Source organism: Gallaecimonas xiamenensis 3-C-1, assembly GCF_000299915.1.
Classification (GTDB): Bacteria; Pseudomonadota; Gammaproteobacteria; order Enterobacterales; family Gallaecimonadaceae; genus Gallaecimonas; species Gallaecimonas xiamenensis.
The window spans coordinates 1-18,060 of record NZ_AMRI01000031.1; the positions used below are offsets into that span (position 1 = coordinate 1).

An 18,060-nucleotide genomic window follows, 5' to 3' on the forward strand; every position below is an offset into this window, starting at 1 on the left:
CGCCGGCACGCTTATCGCTGCCGACGATACGCCAGAAATGACGTTTTAAAGGAAAGGGCCGGCAACGGCCCTTTTTATTGGGCCTGCTGCATCAGCCGAAACAGCACCCGCACCTTCTCATGGGCCTGGGGTAGCTCTTCCACCGCAACCGGGCGGCTGAACAAGAAGCCCTGGCCAAAGCGCCCGCCCAAGGCCAACACCTGCAAGAATTCGTCTTCGGTTTCGATGCCTTCCACCACCACCCTCAGGCCCAGCTTGGCCGACAGTCCCATCACCATCTCCAAGATGGCGTACTGATCCGGGTTGCGGTGCAGGCCGGACACCAGGCTGCGGTCCACCTTGAGGATGTCCAGGGGCAGTTGGCGCAAGTAACCGAGGGACGAATAACCGGTACCAAAATCGTCCAGGGCCAGTTTAAAGCCCAGCTCCCTAAGGCGCCTTATCACGTCCTTGACCCCTTCGGGGTCGGCCATCACCGCCGACTCGGTCAGCTCCAGCTTGATGCGCTCTGGCGCCACCCCGTGGGCCTGCAACAGGCCATGAAGGCGCTCCGGCAGGTTGGAGTCGTGCAGCTGCACCGCCGACAGGTTCACCCCCAGGTTAAAGCCCTTGGGATGCAGGGCCTGCAACAGCGGGTGTTTGGCCAACTGCAGGGCTTGACGCATCACCACGTCACTTAACTGGCGGATAAGGCCGGTTTCCTCGGCCACCGGGATAAAGCGGGCCGGGCTGATGGTGCCCTTGTTGGGGTGCTCGATGCGGGCCAGCACCTCGTAACCGTTGATATTGCCGTTGTCGAAATCGATGATGGGTTGCAGCTTGACCGCCACCCAGTCGTAACGCAGGGCGTTACGCAGTATCTGTTCGGTTTCCAGGCGCTCCAGGCTGGAGGTGCGCATGGCGTCTTCAAAGAGGCGAAAGTCGCTGCCGTGGCGGTTGCGCACTTCCCTCAAGGCCAGCTGCGCCGCCTGGATGCCGTCTTCGGCGCTCTGGGCACGGATCTGCACCAGATTGCAGGCACCGATATGGCAAGACAGCCACAGCCGCTGCTCCCCTATCTCGAAAGGCTCCTCGAACAGGCTCAGCAGATCCTGGGCAAAAGCATGGAGCAGAGTGTCGTCGGCCTGGGGCAGCAAGAAGCCGTAAAGGCCCCCGGACAGATAGGCCAGCAGGGCATGGGGGCCCAGCAGCCCCAGCAGCCGCGCCGACAGGGCCTCGGTGAGCTGTTGGGTGTCGCGCCGGGACAGGGATTCTGCCAGCAGGCTGCGGTTGGCGATGCTCAGCATCACCATGGAGGCCGGCTCGCCTTTGGCCAGGCGCTCGTTGGCGATAAGTTCGAAATAGTCGCCATTGGCAAGGCCGGTTTCGCTGTCGCGAAAACGCATCTGGGTCACATCGCTCAGGGTGCCGGACATCCAGGTCACCTGGCCTGTAGCCGGGTCCCTGTCCCCTACCCCACGGCACAATACCCAGCGGTAACCACCGGCGTTGTCGGCCATGCGGTACTCGGCCTCGAAGCGGGCCGCCACCCCGCAAAGATGCAGATGCAGGGCTTTCTTGAAGGCTCCCACGTCCGCCGGGTGCATCAGTTTGAGCCAGTAATCGAGGCTAAAGCAGCTCTCGTTCTTGGCCCCCACCAGGGATCCCAGCCACTGGGTGGACACCCGCACCAGATCGTTGTCTGGGTCCCATTCCCAAATGCCGACACCGGCCCCCTTGACGATAAGGTCCAGCCGCTTGGTGCGCTCCAGCACCCGCTGTTCCAGTTCCTGGCGGTTGTCCTCCAGGCTTTGCAGGTTCTGCTCCATGGACTCGAGCAGGAAGTTGGTGAGAATGGCCAGCTTTTGCAGATCAACGTCACTGCTGCCGGTCTGCACCCGAAAAGAAAAGTCGTTGTCTACCGCCCGGCACAGCTGGTCGGCAATGGCATTGACCCCTTTGCGGATGGTGTTGTCACTCATGGTGACTCCCCGGAGAAGTAGAGGCTGAATTCGCAGTAGCTGTCCCCTCTGTGCTGGCAGCGGTCATGGGAAAGGTGGCCGCTCTGGCCGTACTCGTCCAACAACCGGTAAAAGAGGGCCTCGTAAAGGCCGCAAAGCTTATTGGGGGAGTAGTAGCGTACCCGCATCGGTATGCTGCCCTCCAGCAGCTCAAACTTCTGGGTTACCCTTTCGCGGGTGCCCTTGTCCTGGATGCTGGATGCCAGGGTCTTGTGGATACGTGGCTGACGGCGCAGGAAGTCTTCGGCAGACTCGGCCATGTCGTAGAAAAAGGGAAACTGCCGGCGCGAGGCGATGATGAACTGGTCCGCGTAGAGGCGAAACAGGGCCGGCCTGTCCAGACCGAAATGGGCACCAGTGGCCTCAATCATGGCCAGGCATTGGGCGTTGTCGTAATCGCTGTCGATACGAAACTCCGGCAGCTGCGCCAGGCCCAGGCGCGCCGCTACGGCGTTCAAGGCCACATCGCCACCCAGGTGGCGAATGGTGTTGACCAACACATATTGGATATAGCCGACCAAAACGTCTGCTCCTTACTGAAAACCGAGACTCTTACTACTGCCTTGTCCCTGGCTTCAGACTTCAAGCGTCCGGCTACAGTCGTATCGGCCAAAACCGATACCCCTTTACCCAAGTAGGACCAGATCGTCCCTGTGTATCGCCACGGCCCCCCGGTCAAACCCCAGGGCCATGCTGATGGCGTCGGAATGTACCCCAAGGATAGCCGTCAATTCCGCAGCGCTATATCGGACCAGTCCCACCCCCAGCTTGTGCCCGTCCGGTGCCAGCAGGGCCACGGCGTCGCCCCGCTCGAAACGGCCATGGATGGCCGAGATGCCCTTGGGCAGCAGGCTGGCCCCCTTATCCACCAGGGCCCGGACCGCGCCGTCATCCAATTGCAGCCGTCCTACGGGCGGCGGGCCGGCAAGGATCCATTGTTTACGACTTTCCAAGGGATCTTCGATGGGGGAAAAACGGGTTCCCACCCGCTCACCGGCCACCAGCCGTCCAATCACGTCTACCCCGTGGCCCGAGGCAATCACCACGGCGATGCCGGCCCGGCGCGCCACGTCTGCCGCTTGCAGCTTGGTGGCCATGCCGCCGGTACCAAGGCCAGACACACTGCCACCGGCCAGCTTGTGGAGGGTGGCGTCTATGGTTTTCACCTCTTGTATCAGCTCGGCATCGGGGTTGGCACGGGGGTCTGCGGTAAAGAGCCCAGGTTGGTCGGTCAGCAGCAACAGCAGTTCGGCCTTGGCCAAGATAGCCACCCTGGCCGACAGGTTATCGTTGTCCCCCACCTTGATCTCGTTGGTGGCCACGGCGTCGTTTTCATTGATAAGGGGAATAACCCCGTGGCTGAGCAGCGTGCCCAGGGTATCCCTGGCATTGAGGTAACGTTCCCGGTCTTCCAAATCGGCCCGGGTCAGCAGCATCTGGCCGACATTAAGCCCATAAAGGCCAAAGAGGTGCTGCCAAAGCTGCACCAGCTGACCCTGGCCTATGGCGGCCAACATCTGCTTGTGGGGAAGGTCGGCCGGCAGGTCGGGAAAGCCCAGCAGTTCGCGGCCGGCGGCAACAGCCCCCGAGGTGACCACCACCACCTTGTGCCCGGCCTTTTGCAACATGGCACATTGGCGCACCAACTCCACCATATGGGCCCGATCCAGGCGCTGGGTACCGCCTGTCAGCACGCTGGTACCCAATTTGACAACCACGATCATCAGCTATCTTCCGAGACTGTAAAGCCTCGTTATACCTGCGTGTCAGGGCCTTGCCAATGCCTCAATGTAGTGTTTACGGCACACCGAAACGTAGCGGTCGTTACCGCCGATCTCCACCTGGGCCCCTTCCTTGATGGGCTGACCATCGGCACCGACCCGCAGCACCCGGTTGGCCTTGCGGCCGCAGTGGCAGACGGTTTTCAGCTCCACCAGCTTGTCGGCCCAGGCCAGCAGGTACTGGGCCCCTTCGAAAAGCTCGGCACGAAAGTCGGTGCGTAGGCCAAAGGCCAGCACCGGAATACCCAGTTCGTCGACGATGCGGCACAGCTGGGCCACCTGGGCCTTGCTGAGAAACTGGGCTTCGTCCAGCAGCAGGCAATGAATGCGCTGGGTATGGGACAGGCCCAGCACCTCGGCAAAGAGGTCGCTTTGGGGATCGAAGACACAGGCTTCGCTCTCCAGGCCGATGCGAGAGCTGATCATGCCCTTGCCGGAGCGGTCATCCACGGCGGCGGTATAAAGGAGCGCGTTCATGCCGCGCTCCCGGTAGTTGTAGGCAGACTGCAGCAAGGAGGTGGACTTGCCGGCATTCATCGCCGAGTAATAGAAATAGAGCTGGGCCATTTAGACTTCCTGTTTTTGGGGCGCAAGTTTACCCCATCCCCCCAGCAGCGTCACCGCCAGCACCAGGACCACCAGCACCACCAGCCACAGGGGGCCAAGGGGCAGGCCAAGGGCGCTGAGGCTGTAACCCAGCACGCAGATCCCCGCCGCCAGGCCGGCATAGGGCAGCTGGGTCAGCACATGGTCCATATGCTCACACTCGGCCCCGGCGGACGACAGTATGGTGGTGTCGGAAGCGGGCGAGCAGTGGTCACCAAAGACGGCGCCAGACACCACGGCCCCCAGGGCCAGGGGCAGCAAGGCCGGGTCCACCAGTTGCGCCCCCAGGGGCAGCATGATGCCGAAGGTGCCCCAGCTGGAACCGGTGGCCAGGGCCATCACCATGGCGATAAAGAACAAGGCCAGGGGCATCCAGGGACCAAGGGAGGCACCTTTGACCCAGGAGGCCAGGTAAGCACCTACTTGCACGTCCTTCATCACCGCCGCCAGCAGCCAGGCGCTCAGCAGCAGGTAAACCGCCGGCAGCATCACCTTGGCACCGGCCCAGGCATTGGCCAGGCGCTGGGATTTGGCCTTCCAAAGGGCCCATAGCAGGGCCGGCAGGGCTCCCAATACCAAAGACAGGCCCACATTGGTGTTTTCCAGGGCGCTGATGGCGGACACCGGGCCTTCAGTGGCCAGGGCGCCGGTAACAAAGAGGGCCACCAGGGTCACCAGGATCAGGGCCAGCAGCGGCCCCAGCAGCGGCAACAGCGCCCCTTGGGCCTGCTGGGTGGCTACCAGGGGCTGGGGTTTGGCCTTGGCCTTTTTCATGGCCCCAAGATCCCAGTCGGTCCAGGCGGTGAACACCACCAGCAGCAACGCCAGCCAGGGGTAGAAAGCCGCCAGGCTCATGTCCACAAAAAGGCCCATGGGGCTGGCTGCCAGGGGGGCCAGCAAGGACAGCATAAAGGCGCCCCAGGAGGACAACGGCATCAGGGCACAAACCGGGGCGGCGGTGGAATCGATGTAATAGGCCAGGCGCTCGCGGCTGAGGCGATAGCGGTCAGCCAGGGGGCGGGTAGCCTGGCCTACCGCCAGGGCATTGAAGTAGTCGTCGATAAAGATGGCCAGGCCCAGGCCAACGCTCATCAATCCCACGCCCCGGCGGCTTTGGATGCGGCTGGCGCAGGCGTCGGCAAAGGCCTGGGCGGCGCCGCTGACCTGCAACAGCCGCGACAGGGCGCCGAGCATCAGCAGGAAGGCCACCACCTGCAGCGTCCACCAGCTGATGCCGTCATCATAAAAGAGGCCAGTGACTTTGGTGCCCAGGTACAGGGGCAGCTCGGGCAACGGGGTCAGCAGGAAAGCGCCTACCAGGCTGCCCAGCAGCAAAGAAAGCAGGATACGGCGGGTAGCCAGGGCCAGTCCCAGGGTCAGGACTGTGGGGATCAGCGATTGGGCTGACAGGGAGAGATCATTTAATTCCATGGAATTTCCAGCAAATTCCCATGGAGAACCACAAAAGGAACGGGGGCCTTCGGTAGCGCTCCATAGTGTTTAGGACTATGGCAGTGCCGCGACTTTCGCCCACGACACCAGCAAAACCGCTTGATGTCGGCTTCACTTCGGCGCACTGGCCTTTTACCGGGGATCCACAGCATCACCTTCCCCCCGGCGACTCATCCAGGACGCACCTCTACTTGGCGCGGCTACTCTGTCAGCGCCCGATAGTGAATGCAAACAAAAAGTGCGCCTCTTGGGCGCACCTTGACCAGTAGTGCGGCTTTTACAGCTTTTCTGTGAGCTCGGGCACTATTTCGAAGAGATCCCCCACCAGGCCGTAGTCGGCCACTTGGAAGATGGGCGCCTCCGGATCCTTGTTGATGGCAACGATCACCTTGGAATCCTTCATCCCCGCCAGGTGCTGGATGGCACCGCTGATACCCACGGCAATGTACAGATCCGGCGCCACTATCTTGCCGGTCTGGCCCACCTGCCAGTCGTTGGGCACAAAGCCGGCGTCCACCGCCGCCCGTGAGGCGCCGATGGCGGCCCCCAGTTTGTCGGCCAGGGCTTCGAGCATCTTGAAGTTGTCGCCGCTTTGCAGGCCGCGGCCACCGGAGATGACCACCCTGGCGCTGGATAGCTCCGGGCGCTCGCTCTCGGTCAGTTCGGCACCGATAAAGCGGCTGGCGCCAAAGCTGGCGTCGCTTTGCAGGGTAACCACAGGGGCATTGTTGCCGGCGCCGCTGGCGTCGAAGGCCGCCGGGCGCACTGTCACCACCTTGGTGGCGTCCAGGGCCTGCACAGTGGCGATGGCGTTGCCGGCATAGATGGGCCTTTTGAAGGTATCGGCGCTGTCGACGGCGATGATGTCGGAGATCTGCGCCACATCCAGCTTGGCCGCCACCCTTGGCATCAGGTTCTTGCCAGTGGTGGAACTGGCCGCCACCAGGTGGCTGTAGTCAGCGGCCAGGGCCACTATGGCCTGGCTCAGGGCTTCCGGCAGCGCGTGCGCAAAACGCGCCTCATCCAGCACCAGGACTTTGGCGACACCATCAAGTTCAGTTGCAGCACGGATAACCTCCTGGCATTGGTGACCGGCCACCAAAAGGTGGATGTCGTCGCCCATGGCACGGGCGGCGCTCAGCACCTTGGCGGTGTCCGGTTTGAGGTGTTTGTTGTCGTGTTCGGCAATGACCAGAATGCTCATCAGATCACCTTCGCTTGGTTACGCAGTTTGTCGATGAGGCTGTCGACGCTGTCGACCTTCTCGCCCCCTTGGCGCACCGGCGGCGCCGTTACCGCCAGCACCTTGACCCGGGGTGCCAAATCCACCCCAAGGGCGGCGCCGTCCAACTGGTCCAGGGGCTTGCGCTTGGCCTTCATGATGTTGGGCAGGGTGGCATAGCGGGGCTCGTTGAGGCGCAGGTCGGTGGTGACCACCGCCGGCAGGGCCACCGCCACGGTTTCCAGGCCGCCGTCCACTTCCCGGGTCACCAGCAGTTCCTGGCCTTCGACTACCAGCTTGGAAGCAAAGGTAGCCTGGGGCCAGTCGTTAAGGGCCGCCAGCATCTGGCCGGTCTGGTTGTTGTCGGAATCGATGGCTTGTTTACCGAGGATCACCAGATCCGGTTTTTCCTGGTCACAGACCTTGGCCAGCAGCTTGGCCACCAGCAGGGAGTCCAGGCCCTCTTCGGTTTTGACCTGGATGGCCCTGTCGGCCCCCAGGGCCAGGGCGGTGCGCAGCTGTTCTTGGCAGGCATCAGAGCCCACCGAAACCGCAACCACCTCGGTAGCGGTGCCCTGTTCTTTAAGGCGCACCGCTTCTTCCACGGCAATTTCACAGAAAGGGTTGATGGCCATCTTGACGTTGGCCAGGTCCACGCCGCTCTGGTCGGCTTTCACCCGGACCTTGACGTTGTAATCTATGACGCGCTTTACCGCGACCAGTACCTTCATCGGTAACTCCTCAGCAAGCAGTTTCGGGGCTGTCATTGGACCGCGCCCAGCTTTACCGCCAAAATACTTCCTGTTAACGTAAACGTCAACTTGATAAGCCACAGATAAGAGCAGTGTATTAGGCTGCCATTTTTCGAGCAGGAGTCCCTATGGAACGCGAAACCATGGAATTTGATGTCGTCATCGTCGGCGCCGGTCCGGCGGGCTTGTCGGCGGCCTGTCGCCTCAAGCAACTGGACCCGGATTTGATGGTCTGCGTGGTGGAAAAAGGCTCGGAAGTGGGAGCCCATATTCTGAGCGGCGCCCTTTTCGAACCCCGCGCCTTGAACGAGCTGTTTCCCGACTGGCAGCACCAGGGGGCACCGCTAAATACGCCGGTCAGCGGTGACGAACTGTACCTGCTGAACGAAAAGGGCCAGACAGCCCTGCCCGGCTGGGCCATTCCCAAGCCCATGCACAATGACGGCAACTACATCATCAGCCTTGGCAACCTGTGCCGCTGGCTGGCCGAACAGGCCGAAGCCCTGGGGGTGGAGATCTATCCCGGCTTTGCCGCCGCCGAGGTATTGTTCGATGACAACGGCAAGGTCACCGGTATTCAAACCGGTGACATGGGCCGCCTAAAGGACGGCAGCGAAGGCCCCCAGTTCCAGCCGGGTATGAACCTGACAGCCCGCCAGACCCTGTTCGCCGAAGGTTGCCGTGGCCACCTTGGCAAACAATTGCTGGAGCGCTTCAAGCTGGACCAGGGCAAGGAGCCCCAGCATTACGCCATCGGTTTTAAGGAGCTGTGGCAAGTTCCCAAGGAACAGCACCAGAGCGGCCTGGTGGTGCACGGCGCCGGCTGGCCCCTGGACAAGACCGCCACCGGCGGCAGTTTTCTCTACCACCTGGAAGACGGCCTGGTGTCGGTGGGGTTGATCGTGGACCTTAATTACAAGGACCCTTACCTCTCCCCCTTCGATGAATTCCAGCGCATGAAGCACCACCCCCTCTTTGCCCAATACCTTAAGGGCGGCGAGCGGATCAGCTACGGCGCCAGGGCCATCGCCAAAGGAGGGCTCCATGCCCTGCCCCAGCCGGTCTTTCCCGGCGGCATGCTCATCGGCTGTGACGCCGGCACCCTCAACTTTGCCAAAATCAAAGGCAGCCACACCGCCATGAAATCGGGGATGTTGGCCGCCGAAGCCTTGGTTGACGACTTCAAAGGGGAAGAACCCTTGACCGCCAGCCATTTTGCCCGCCGTTTCGAGGCCTCCTGGCTATATCAAGAGCTGCACGGCGCCCGCAATTTCGGGGCCGCCTTGCACCGCTGGGGCCCCTTGCTGGGAGGCGCCTATAACTGGCTGGAGCAAAACCTGCTGGGAGGCAAGGCACCTTGGCGCCTGTCCGATCCGGTAGCGGATCACCTGCAATTAGAAACCGTGGATCTTCATCAGCCACGCCAATATCCCAAAGCCGATAACAAATTGAGTTTTGACAGGCTGAGTTCAGTTTTTATTTCCAATACCAACCACGAAGAAAATCAGCCCTGTCATTTAAAACTCAAGGATCCCGAGGTACCGGTTGCCTACAACCTGCCCCGTTTTGACGAGCCGGCACAGCGCTATTGCCCGGCAGGCGTTTATGAAATTGTTGAGGAAGAGGGTGCCAAGCGTTTACAAATCAATGCGCAAAATTGCATCCACTGTAAAACCTGCGATATCAAGGATCCTTCTCAAAATATCCTCTGGGTTACCCCAGAAGGGGCAGGCGGACCCAACTACCCCAATATGTAAAAAAAGCGGCTTAGCCGCTTTTTTTTTATTTTCCCCTTGCAATAAGGGCGATCCTTTTTTAAAAATAGAGTGTCTCAAATTCCTTGCACCACTTTAAGGACCACCCAATGTCAGATTTTCTGCAGATTCTGGGCAACCAACGTCGCCTGAATGCCGCCACTAAAGAACTGAGCCTGCAAGAGCTCGAAGAAATCAAAGGCAAGCTGGACGCCATTATCGAGCAACGCGCCTCCGAAGAAGAAGAGCGCCAAAAAGAAGATGCCGAGCGCGTTGCGAAAATCGACGAACTGCGTAAAGCCATGGCTGAAGCCGGTATTTCTGCCGAAGATATCCTCGGTGGCGCTGGCGCCCCCGCTTCCCGCCGTGGTGGTAAAGGTGCCAAGCGCGCCCCCAAATACCGCCTGGAAAAAGACGGTGAAGAGCACCTGTGGACCGGTATCGGCCGCATGCCCAAAGTATTCAAGGAAATCGTCGACAACGGCGGCAGCCTGGACGCTTACCTGATCAAATAAGGCTTAGCCTTATTAATAAAGGGACCTTAGGGTCCCTTTTTCTTTTTAAGTTCCCCTGGCGTACAGCCATACCAGCGGCGACAAGCCTTGATAAGGGCCCCCTGCTCGGCATAACCAAGGGCGGCGGCAATTTCACTCCACCCCCAGTCCTTTTCCGCCAGGGCGGCGAGCTGGCCGGCCCGCCAGCTGTCGAGCAACTCCCGAAAGCAAAGCCCCTCCCGAGCCAGTTGGCGCTGTAACTGCCTGGGTGACAGGGCCAGGGCATCGGCCACGGCTTCCAGGGTGACCAGTTGCTGCCCCACCAGGCTGTCCATGGCCGCCAGGGCCTGGCTGCGACTGTCCGGCGCCAGGCGCCGTAAATGCCCCTCGGCATACTGGGTAAGGTGCTGATGTAGGCCCTCGTCACCCCGCAACGGCAAATCCAGCCAGCTCCTGGGAAAGACCAGGGCATTCTGGGCGGCGCCAAACCGCACCGGGCAACCCAGGCGCTGGCTCAGCATGGCTTCAGCCCCAGGCGCCCTATGGCCAAGGTCCAGAGACAACGGTTGGTAGCCGGGTCCCAGTAAAAAGCGGGCATAGCCCAGCCAGCCGGCCATATTGCGCTCCACGGCCAGGTCCGGCACCCCAGGCCAGGGCTGCCAGCAAAGCAGGGCCAGCTCCCCCTCCAACTGCAACCTGGCTTCTCCCAACCTGGCTACCAACCATTGGTAACGCAGCAGGGCCGCCAGGGCTTGTTCCAGGCGATTACAGCTTTGCAGCAGCTGCCCCAGCACCAGGTAGTCGGCAGCGCGGGCGCCAAGGCCCATGTCAACGGCAAAACTCCGTGATTGGGCGCAGCCCTGAGCCAAAGCCTTGAAGTACAGCCCGGCATCCAGGCGGCTCTGGCCAGCCTCAGCGGGGGCTGGCTGGCCCAAAGCCAGGTAGAGGGGCTCGAGGTAAGGCCAGGTGATATCCAGTTGGCAGCTGTTCACCATGGGCTGGCCTTTGGGAACAAGCGATAGCCCCCTGCCCTTGGCATGCTAAAAGGCACACGGTAAAGGACGCTCTGCATGGACACCCTGTTATTACTCCTGGCGGCGCCGATATTTCTCGGCCTTATCCTCAAGGAACAATACCAGCACCCGATGCGATATCAAAAAGGGGAGACTTTTCGCAATATGTTGCTGGCCGCCAGCTATCAACTGAGCGAATGGCTGGTTTGGTTCCCGGCCCTTTGGGTTTACCAGCTGCTTTATCAGCAGCGCTTTTTCACCCTGGAAGCGGGCCCCGGCACTTTCCTGCTGCTTTTTGTCGCACAGGACTTTCTTTATTACTGGTTTCACCGCTGCTCACATCGTTGCCATTGGTTTTGGGCAGCCCATGTGGTGCATCATTCTTCGGCCGGATTTAACTATTCCACCGCCCTGCGCCAGTCGCTTTTTTATCCCCTGGTAGGAATGTGGTTATTTTGGAGCCCCTTGGCCTTGCTCGGATTTAAACCTGGCTGGATAGTGACCATGGTGGCCCTGAATCTGGCTTACCAGTTTTTTGTTCACAGCCCCGATCCCCGCTCTTGGGGCTGGCTTGAGAAGTACTTCAATACCCCCTCTCACCACAGGGTTCACCATGCCAGCCATGCCCCTTACCTGGATCAGAATTTCGGGGGCGTGTTGATTATCTGGGACAAGCTTTTTGGCACCTTTACCCCTGAGCAAAGCCCTTGCCGTTACGGGGTGGTCAATATGCCCCCAAAAGAGGATCTGGTCACAGTCCTGACCCATGAGTTCGGGATGCTGCTGGCAGACATAAAAAAACCGCAGCCCTTAAGGCTGCGGCTTTTGCGACTTTTTGGGCGCCCTTACTGACGAACGCCTTCCAGGGAGATGTAGATCTGCACTTCCTTGGAAGCCGGGCCCAGATCGTAGTTGATACCGTAATCGGCCAGCTTGAAGGAGGTGGTGCCTTCAAAGCCCTGACGGTAACCACCCCAGGGATCGGCGCCGCCACCGATGTGGGTAACATCGATACTGATGGGCTTGGTCACGCCGTGCAGGGTGAAGTTGCCGGTGAGCACGGCGGTGCCGTCAGCCTTGGGGGTAAAAGCAGTACTTTCAAAACTGGCCTTGGGGAAGCTGGCCACGTCCAGGAAGTCTTTGCTCTTCAGGTGTTTGTCACGCTCGGCATGGGCCGAGTTGAGACTGTCAGTGTTGATGTTGACCGAGACTTTGGAGGCCTGGGGGTTTTTGTCGTCGTAGCTGAAGGTACCGTCGAAATCGTTAAACTGGCCCAGCAGCCAGCTGTAACCCAGGTGCTTGATTTTAAATTGGATGAAAGCGTGTTGGCCTTCGTGGTCAATCACGTAGTCGGCGGCCATGGCCGGAGTGGCCAGGGCGCCCAGCAGGGCCGTTGCCAACAGGGTCTTCTTCATCATGTCAGTTTTCCTCGCTCGGTTGTGTCACCAGCATCCTTTTCAAGGTGCCGTCTTTATTGATGAAATGGTGCTTAAGGGCCACCAGGCCGTGGCCAAGGGCCAATACCACCAGGCTCCAGGCCGCATACCAATGGATACTGCCGGCCACTTCGGCTTGGTCATGCAGGCCGGTCACCAGGGCCGGCACTTCAAACCAGTCAAATACGCTGATACCGCGCCCGTCGGCGGTGGAAATGAGGTAACCGGTCACCATCACCAGGACCAGCAACAGGTATAAAAGGCCGTGACCAAACCCCGCCAGCTTTTGCTCAAGGGCAGTGCCCAGGGGACGCGGCTTGGTGTTACGCCAGCGCCACAGCACCCGCAGCAGCGTCAAGGCCAACAGGCTGATGCCGATGGACTTGTGCCACCAGGGCCCCAGGCGATACCAGGGGTCGTAATAGGACAGGGTGCGCATCCACCACCCCAGGCCAAAAAGCCCGAAGACGGCCAGGGCACTGAGCCAATGGATGCCGATGGCCAGGCGCCCAAAACCCTGGGACGAGTTCTTCCACATAGTCTTTCCTCCACACAGGCCATTTCATCTTAAGCCAGGGATTTAAAAAGAATATCGGAGAATATTGGCGGTTCTTTTCGATGTTTTAGAAAGGAAAAAGGCCGCACAGGGCGGCCTTCAGGAGCGGGGAACGGGGCTCAGTACTTGCTGTGGGCGGGGCAGCAGGGTTCGTCTTCACCCAGGGCGTGGTGCCCTTCTTCTTTCTTGGCGGCCAGATAACGCTCGTTATGGTCGTTGCGATAGACGCGGGTGCCAACCCGGCCGTCCACCTGGATGCCGTTGTCCGTCAACTGGGCCACCTTACGGGGGTTGTTGGTCAGCAGGCGGATATGGTCCACTCCCAGGGCCTTGAGCATCTCGGCGGCCACAGTGAAATCCCGCTGATCGTCTTCGAAGCCCAGGGCGCGGTTGGCCTCGTAGGTGTTCATGCCCTCATCCTGCAGGGCATAGGCGTCCAGCTTATTGATAAGGCCGATGCCGCGCCCTTCCTGGCGCAGATAGAGAATAAGGCCGCCTTCGGCGCTGATCCGCACTATGGCTTCTTCCAGCTGCGGGCCACAGTCGCAGCGGGCCGACAGGAAGACGTCGCCGGTAACGCACTCGGAATGCATTCGCACCAGAGGCTCGCTTCGCTGCCAGTCGCCCAGGGCGATGGCGAAGTGTTCCTTGCCGTCAGCCAGGTTGTCGAAGGTGATAAAGGTCGCCAGATACCGGCCTCCAAGGACGGGGATCTCCACCTGGCGCCTTACCTTTACTGCATTTTCGCCAGCTTCAGCTGTCATGTCTCACCTTTACATCACGAACCGGGGTGCGGGGTACTATACCCCTGTTCCCGGTGAAATTCGTCTCTTTAAGCGTAGTCCCCAAGCCGGGGAGGCTTGCATGATAGCCGAGGCGGCGCCGATAAAAACCCTTGAAAAAGGACGGTCTATATTCGCTTTTGTGCACCAATAGCCAGGAGCCCCTTCAAGCCGGGTGCACAGGGGCCCAGACTTGGCTAGAATATGGCGCCTTTTTGGCGGCTAACTTTTTCATTTGAGGTAGAGCATGAGTAACCAGACCGTCGGCTTCGTCAGCCTGGGCTGCCCTAAAAACCTGGTGGATTCCGAGCGGATCCTCACCCAACTGCGGGTGGAGGGCTACAACATAGTTCCCAGCTATAACGATGCCGACCTGGTGATCGTCAACACCTGTGGCTTTATCGACAGCGCCGTACAGGAATCCCTGGACGCCATAGGTGAAGCCCTCAATGAAAACGGCAAGGTCATCGTTACCGGCTGCCTGGGCGCCAAGGAAGATGAAATCCGTGAAATTCATCCCCATGTGCTGGGCATCACCGGCCCCCACGCCTATGAGGCGGTGCTGGACACCGTCCATAAGCACCTGCCGGTGCCCAAGCAGCACAACCCCTTCCTGGACTTGGTGCCGCCGCAAGGGGTCAAGCTGACTCCGCGCCACTACGCCTACCTGAAGATCTCCGAAGGCTGTAACCACCGCTGCAGTTTTTGCATCATCCCCAGCATGCGCGGCGACCTGGTGTCCCGCCCGGTGGGCCAGGTGCTGAGCGAGGCCGAGCGCCTGGTCAATGCCGGCGTCAAAGAGCTGCTGGTGATAAGCCAGGACACCTCCGCCTACGGCGTCGACACCAAGCACCGCACCGATTTTTGGAACGGCCGCCCGGTCAAATCCGACATGTACCAGCTCACCGAGGCCCTTGGCGAGCTGGGGGTCTGGACCCGGCTGCACTATGTCTACCCCTACCCCCATGTGGACAACGTCATTCCGCTGATGGCCGAAGGGAAGGTGCTGCCGTACCTGGATATGCCGCTGCAACACGCCAGCCCGGACATCCTTAAGAAGATGAAGCGCCCCGGCCAGGTGGAGCGCACCCTCGAGCGCATCCAGCGCTGGCGCCGCGACGTACCGGATCTCACCCTGCGCTCCACCTTTATCGTCGGCTTCCCCGGTGAAACCGAGGACGACTTCCAGATGCTGCTCGACTTCATCAACGAAGCCGAGCTGGATCGGGTGGGCTGCTTTAAGTACAGCCCGGTGGAAGGGGCTACCGCTAACGCCCTGCCCAACCCGGTGGACGAAGCAGTCAAAGAAGAACGCTTCGCCCGCTTTATGGAAGCCCAGCAGCGCATCAGCGCCGCCAAGCTGCAGCGCAAGGTCGGCACTGTGCAAGAGGTGCTGATTGACGAAGTAGACGAAGAAGGCGCCATCGGCCGCACCAAGGGCGATGCTCCGGAGATCGACGGCGTGGTGTATCTGAACGGTGAAAGCGCCGTGAAGCCCGGTGACATCGTCAAGGTCAACATCGACAACGCCGACGAGTACGACCTCTGGGGCAGCAAGCTCTAAGCAATAAGCCGGCGCCAGCCGGCTTTTTTATGCATATCATTCGGCAGCTAAGTCATTGATGCCATTCACCTGACTGCCATTTTCTCGTCACTTGTAAGCGTTAGGTTAACTGCGGTTAACAACAACCCTAAGGGACGAGGACAATGAAAAGAATCATCATCGCAGCACTGCCTTGCCTGCTGGCCAGCCAGGCCCAGGCCTTCACCCAGGACACCCACAAGCGCATCGTCGTTGACGCCGTGGCCTACATGCAAGCCCACCCCGACACCACCCAGTACGGCCGCCTGGTGCAATACGCCAGCCAGGCCGGCCTGACGGTGGATCAGTTGGCCGAGCGCCTGGGCCAGGGGGCCTATGACGTGGACGACTTCGAGGACACCTACCTGTGTGGCGCCGTCACCGGCGACTGCGTCAGGGCGCCGCTGTGGGGCACCCTGAGCAGCATCGTCTCCTACAGCTCCTACTGGCACTTTCAAAACCACACCCAGGGCCCCGATGCCCACGGCAACGATTTTGGCGGCTACAACTACGACAAGCTCACCGTCTGGGGGGACGTGGACAACCTGGCCGCCTCCTGGCTCAAGGGTGACCACCTGGACGACGGCCCCGGCGGCAAGGGCGGCTGGTTTGGGGACGACTCAGAATACAACAGCTACGGCCTGACCGAAGCCCATTACCGCCAAGGCTCCACCTCCAACTACGGCATGTACCAAGACTTCGAGACCATGCCCTTCCAGCCCATCGACAACCTGGCCCAGTACTGGTACGGCCGCTACCTGGCCAATCACAGCGTCGACGCCCTGGGCTTCAGCCTGCACTCCACCGACCTCCTTCAGCCCCACCACACCTGGACCACTTCGGCCCTCAACCACTCGGGCTGGGAGTCCTGGGTCCGCGACTATTACGACAGCGAGCAGCTGGCCAGCGACAATCTGGTCACCGCCGCCCTGGACGACTTCGACAGCATTGCCGTGGACGAGGACGATATCCGCCCCCTGCTCACCCAGGGCGGCAGCCTGTCCTATAGCCAAGGGGGCCTGGTGCTGAATTCCAAGGACCATAACGAGCGGGTGATGGTGGGGCGCATCGTAGTGCCCCACGCCATCGCCATGGTGGTCAAGGTGTTGAACCATGCGATGCAGCGTTAACCTGCTAAGCGCCCTGGCGCTGATGCTCGGCGGCCCCTCGTGGGCCGCCTGCCCTACCCCGGATCTGCTGGCGCGCCTGGCCTTGATGAGCAAACTGCCGGAGCCGACCGTGGCCGCGCAACTGGCGGACGACGCCCTGCTGGGCCCCTATGCCAGGGCCCACTACCCCGGCGCCGTGCACCAGGCCAGCCGGGTAGGCAGCAGCCACCAACGCCAGGTGGATGAGCAATGGCTCAGCCTGGTGTCCCCCTTTATCGGCGAGGCCGCCAAGGCCGCCCGCCAAGCGGCCAAGTTTGACGGCGCGCTGTTGCGCCTTGGCAGCCGCCAATGGCAGCCAGCCGACCTTGACGGCCTAAATCTGCAGCAGCGCCTGGCCCTGCAACAAGGGGACAAAGCCCTGCTGGAAGCCCTACTGTGGCAGCAGGCCACCCTGGCCCTGGCTCCCACCTGGCTTGCCAACCAGGGCTGGGACAAGGACAAGGTTGCCTGCGCCCGCGCCTTGGTGGAAAACCGCCTGGACAGGGTCTGGTTGATGCAGCACTTGGGGCTGTCGGACGATCCCCACCAGGAAAGCCCGGTGCTCAGGCAACTGGCCAAAGAAGTGACGGCCGACCAGATTGCCCTTTACTACCGGCGCCACCAGGACGATTTTCGCCAGCTGGCCGCCGTGGACGCTCGATTCTTTGAAGGCGAGACCCAAGACAGCCTGGTAAGCCTTAGCCCCGAGCCCCAGCGCCTGGCACGCCAAGACGCCCAGGGGGATGTGCTGCGCACTCTGGCCTTTGTTACCCCGGCAAAAGGGCGCTCTGCCGTTATCCGGCTACCCTCGGGCCGCTTTGGCCAGGTAGAGGTGCTGGCCCGCCATTACCAGTCGCTGGCCGCCGACTCCGAATCGGTCGCCTTCACCGCCCGCCAGGCCATAGCCCGGGAAAAGGCCAAGGCCAACTGGCAGGCCCTGTTGCAACAGCTGCGCCGGGAGGCCAAATGAAGCGGTTACTCCTTGCCCTGCCGGTACTGGCTCTTTTTGCCTGGCTTTGGCCCGCCGACAGCCCGTCCCAGGCCAAAGCCCAGCCTTGGCCGGCGCAGGCCCAACCGCAGCCCTTGCCCGCGCCTGTCAGCCAACTGGCCCCAGAGCCGCAGCAGACCCTGCCGGCACCGGTGCCGGCACTGGACGCCGAACCTGTGGCGCCGGTGCCCCTTACCGACCCGGCCACGCCGCCGCTGACCCGCACTATCCCCACGGCGCCGAGGCCCCTGGCCGACCCGGACCAATACCTAAAAGAAGAAGACAAGCGCCACCAGGCGCAGCTGCAGGCCTTTGCCCTGGCGGCACGCAGCCGTATTAGCGAACTGGAAGCCCTGATTGAAAAGGGCCGCCAACAGGGCCTTAGCCAGGCGCAATTGGCAGAGGGGGAAGGCAAGCTGGCGGCCCTTAGGGCAGCGGTCAAGGCAATAGATGCAGGAGAGCCCATACCTCGCGTAAACTAGGCATGCCCCTTG

At 61.2% G+C, this 18,060-nt stretch carries 18 protein-coding genes and 1 riboswitch; of the genes, 7 read left to right on the forward strand and 11 right to left on the reverse strand.

The annotated features are described in order from the left end of the window. Window positions 1-74: 74 nt before the first annotated feature. The 7 genes from B3C1_RS16950 to B3C1_RS16980 all read right to left on the reverse strand — a co-directional run bounded on the left by B3C1_RS16950 (window position 75) and on the right by B3C1_RS16980 (window position 7,792). Window positions 75-1,961, reverse strand: a complete 1,887-nt coding sequence (locus B3C1_RS16950) for a bifunctional diguanylate cyclase/phosphodiesterase (protein ID WP_008486326.1) — start codon at window positions 1,959-1,961, stop codon at window positions 75-77. Then, complete coding sequence (locus tag B3C1_RS16955) at window positions 1,958-2,521, reverse strand: heme NO-binding domain-containing protein (RefSeq protein ID WP_008486327.1); 564 nt, start codon at window positions 2,519-2,521, stop codon at window positions 1,958-1,960. The genes B3C1_RS16950 and B3C1_RS16955 overlap by 4 nt, the downstream gene beginning before the upstream one ends. 105 nt (window positions 2,522-2,626) lie before the next feature. Further along, window positions 2,627-3,724, reverse strand: a complete 1,098-nt coding sequence (proB, locus tag B3C1_RS16960; protein WP_008486328.1) for a glutamate 5-kinase — start codon at window positions 3,722-3,724, stop codon at window positions 2,627-2,629. 42 nt (window positions 3,725-3,766) lie between these two features. After that, window positions 3,767-4,348, reverse strand: coding sequence for a thymidine kinase (locus B3C1_RS16965; RefSeq protein ID WP_008486329.1), 582 nt, complete (start codon window positions 4,346-4,348; stop codon window positions 3,767-3,769). Next, the gene (locus tag B3C1_RS16970) at window positions 4,349-5,818 is read right to left on the reverse strand and encodes a Na+/H+ antiporter NhaC family protein (protein WP_008486330.1); all 1,470 of its coding nucleotides are present in this window, start codon (window positions 5,816-5,818) and stop codon (window positions 4,349-4,351) included. A 45-nt stretch (window positions 5,819-5,863) separates the two neighbouring features. Beyond that, window positions 5,864-6,037: riboswitch (Lysine riboswitch) on the reverse strand. A 79-nt stretch (window positions 6,038-6,116) separates the two neighbouring features. Continuing rightward, window positions 6,117-7,043: an electron transfer flavoprotein subunit alpha/FixB family protein gene (locus B3C1_RS16975; RefSeq protein ID WP_008486331.1), complete on the reverse strand. Its 927-nt coding sequence runs from the start codon at window positions 7,041-7,043 to the stop codon at window positions 6,117-6,119. Then, window positions 7,043-7,792 (reverse strand): electron transfer flavoprotein subunit beta/FixA family protein, encoded by a 750-nt coding sequence (locus tag B3C1_RS16980; protein WP_008486332.1) that lies wholly within the window; start codon window positions 7,790-7,792, stop codon window positions 7,043-7,045. The genes B3C1_RS16975 and B3C1_RS16980 overlap by 1 nt, the downstream gene beginning before the upstream one ends. A 128-nt stretch (window positions 7,793-7,920) precedes the next feature. Between B3C1_RS16980 and B3C1_RS16985 the strand changes: the two genes are divergently transcribed. Both B3C1_RS16985 and B3C1_RS16990 read left to right on the forward strand, forming a co-directional pair. Beyond that, window positions 7,921-9,570, forward strand: coding sequence for an electron transfer flavoprotein-ubiquinone oxidoreductase (locus B3C1_RS16985; protein ID WP_336391134.1), 1,650 nt, complete (start codon window positions 7,921-7,923; stop codon window positions 9,568-9,570). A 107-nt stretch (window positions 9,571-9,677) separates the two neighbouring features. After that, window positions 9,678-10,082 carry an H-NS histone family protein gene (locus B3C1_RS16990; RefSeq protein ID WP_008486335.1) on the forward strand — a complete coding sequence of 135 codons (405 nt, stop codon included), beginning with the start codon at window positions 9,678-9,680 and terminating at the stop codon, window positions 10,080-10,082. Window positions 10,083-10,108: 26 nt separating this feature from the next. Here B3C1_RS16990 and B3C1_RS16995 read toward each other — a convergent pair whose 3' ends face one another. After that, window positions 10,109-11,056, reverse strand: coding sequence for an AraC family transcriptional regulator (locus B3C1_RS16995; RefSeq protein ID WP_008486337.1), 948 nt, complete (start codon window positions 11,054-11,056; stop codon window positions 10,109-10,111). A 75-nt stretch (window positions 11,057-11,131) separates the two neighbouring features. Between B3C1_RS16995 and B3C1_RS17000 the strand changes: the two genes are divergently transcribed. After that, window positions 11,132-11,926 carry a sterol desaturase family protein gene (locus B3C1_RS17000; protein ID WP_008486338.1) on the forward strand — a complete coding sequence of 265 codons (795 nt, stop codon included), beginning with the start codon at window positions 11,132-11,134 and terminating at the stop codon, window positions 11,924-11,926. Here B3C1_RS17000 and B3C1_RS17005 read toward each other — a convergent pair. From B3C1_RS17005 to ribA, 3 genes are all read right to left on the reverse strand, one after another. Next, a complete protein-coding gene (locus tag B3C1_RS17005; RefSeq protein WP_008486339.1) occupies window positions 11,920-12,492 on the reverse strand; it encodes a YceI family protein in 573 nt (190 codons plus the stop codon). The two genes, B3C1_RS17000 and B3C1_RS17005, sit on opposite strands and share 7 nt — an antisense overlap. Before the next feature lies 1 nt (window position 12,493). After that, on the reverse strand, window positions 12,494-13,048 hold the full coding sequence (locus tag B3C1_RS17010) for a cytochrome b (protein ID WP_008486340.1): 555 nt from the start codon (window positions 13,046-13,048) through the stop codon (window positions 12,494-12,496). A 137-nt stretch (window positions 13,049-13,185) separates the two neighbouring features. After that, complete coding sequence (ribA, locus tag B3C1_RS17015; RefSeq protein WP_008486341.1) at window positions 13,186-13,830, reverse strand: GTP cyclohydrolase II; 645 nt, start codon at window positions 13,828-13,830, stop codon at window positions 13,186-13,188. A 265-nt stretch (window positions 13,831-14,095) separates the two neighbouring features. On the opposite strand from ribA, the gene rimO reads away from it, so the two are divergent. The 4 genes from rimO to B3C1_RS17035 all read left to right on the forward strand — a co-directional run bounded on the left by rimO (window position 14,096) and on the right by B3C1_RS17035 (window position 18,048). Beyond that, window positions 14,096-15,412 carry a 30S ribosomal protein S12 methylthiotransferase RimO gene (gene rimO / locus B3C1_RS17020; protein ID WP_008486342.1) on the forward strand — a complete coding sequence of 439 codons (1,317 nt, stop codon included), beginning with the start codon at window positions 14,096-14,098 and terminating at the stop codon, window positions 15,410-15,412. 143 nt (window positions 15,413-15,555) lie between these two features. After that, on the forward strand, window positions 15,556-16,560 hold the full coding sequence (locus tag B3C1_RS17025) for a phospholipase C/P1 nuclease family protein (protein WP_008486344.1): 1,005 nt from the start codon (window positions 15,556-15,558) through the stop codon (window positions 16,558-16,560). Then, window positions 16,544-17,548: a hypothetical protein gene (locus B3C1_RS17030; protein ID WP_008486345.1), complete on the forward strand. Its 1,005-nt coding sequence runs from the start codon at window positions 16,544-16,546 to the stop codon at window positions 17,546-17,548. The genes B3C1_RS17025 and B3C1_RS17030 overlap by 17 nt, the downstream gene beginning before the upstream one ends. Beyond that, a complete protein-coding gene (locus tag B3C1_RS17035; RefSeq protein WP_008486346.1) occupies window positions 17,545-18,048 on the forward strand; it encodes a hypothetical protein in 504 nt (167 codons plus the stop codon). Before B3C1_RS17030 ends, B3C1_RS17035 begins: the two co-directional genes overlap by 4 nt. Window positions 18,049-18,060: the final 12 nt, after the last annotated feature.

What these genes read in the sequence shown, in the direction of transcription:
- B3C1_RS16950 (WP_008486326.1), bottom strand. Translation starts at nt 1,961, where the DNA reads ATGAGTGACAACACCATCCGCAAAGGGGTCAATGCCATTGCCGACCAG.
- proB (WP_008486328.1), bottom strand. Translation starts at nt 3,724, where the DNA reads ATGATCGTGGTTGTCAAATTGGGTACCAGCGTGCTGACAGGCGGTACC.
- B3C1_RS16965 (WP_008486329.1), bottom strand. Translation starts at nt 4,348, where the DNA reads ATGGCCCAGCTCTATTTCTATTACTCGGCGATGAATGCCGGCAAGTCC.
- B3C1_RS16970 (WP_008486330.1), bottom strand. Translation starts at nt 5,818, where the DNA reads ATGGAATTAAATGATCTCTCCCTGTCAGCCCAATCGCTGATCCCCACA.
- B3C1_RS16975 (WP_008486331.1), bottom strand. Translation starts at nt 7,043, where the DNA reads ATGAGCATTCTGGTCATTGCCGAACACGACAACAAACACCTCAAACCG.
- B3C1_RS16980 (WP_008486332.1), bottom strand. Translation starts at nt 7,792, where the DNA reads ATGAAGGTACTGGTCGCGGTAAAGCGCGTCATAGATTACAACGTCAAG.
- B3C1_RS16990 (WP_008486335.1), top strand. Translation starts at nt 9,678, where the DNA reads ATGTCAGATTTTCTGCAGATTCTGGGCAACCAACGTCGCCTGAATGCC.
- B3C1_RS16995 (WP_008486337.1), bottom strand. Translation starts at nt 11,056, where the DNA reads ATGGTGAACAGCTGCCAACTGGATATCACCTGGCCTTACCTCGAGCCC.
- B3C1_RS17000 (WP_008486338.1), top strand. Translation starts at nt 11,132, where the DNA reads ATGGACACCCTGTTATTACTCCTGGCGGCGCCGATATTTCTCGGCCTT.
- B3C1_RS17005 (WP_008486339.1), bottom strand. Translation starts at nt 12,492, where the DNA reads ATGATGAAGAAGACCCTGTTGGCAACGGCCCTGCTGGGCGCCCTGGCC.
- B3C1_RS17010 (WP_008486340.1), bottom strand. Translation starts at nt 13,048, where the DNA reads ATGTGGAAGAACTCGTCCCAGGGTTTTGGGCGCCTGGCCATCGGCATC.
- ribA (WP_008486341.1), bottom strand. Translation starts at nt 13,830, where the DNA reads ATGACAGCTGAAGCTGGCGAAAATGCAGTAAAGGTAAGGCGCCAGGTG.
- rimO (WP_008486342.1), top strand. Translation starts at nt 14,096, where the DNA reads ATGAGTAACCAGACCGTCGGCTTCGTCAGCCTGGGCTGCCCTAAAAAC.
- B3C1_RS17025 (WP_008486344.1), top strand. Translation starts at nt 15,556, where the DNA reads ATGAAAAGAATCATCATCGCAGCACTGCCTTGCCTGCTGGCCAGCCAG.
- B3C1_RS17030 (WP_008486345.1), top strand. Translation starts at nt 16,544, where the DNA reads ATGCGATGCAGCGTTAACCTGCTAAGCGCCCTGGCGCTGATGCTCGGC.
- B3C1_RS17035 (WP_008486346.1), top strand. Translation starts at nt 17,545, where the DNA reads ATGAAGCGGTTACTCCTTGCCCTGCCGGTACTGGCTCTTTTTGCCTGG.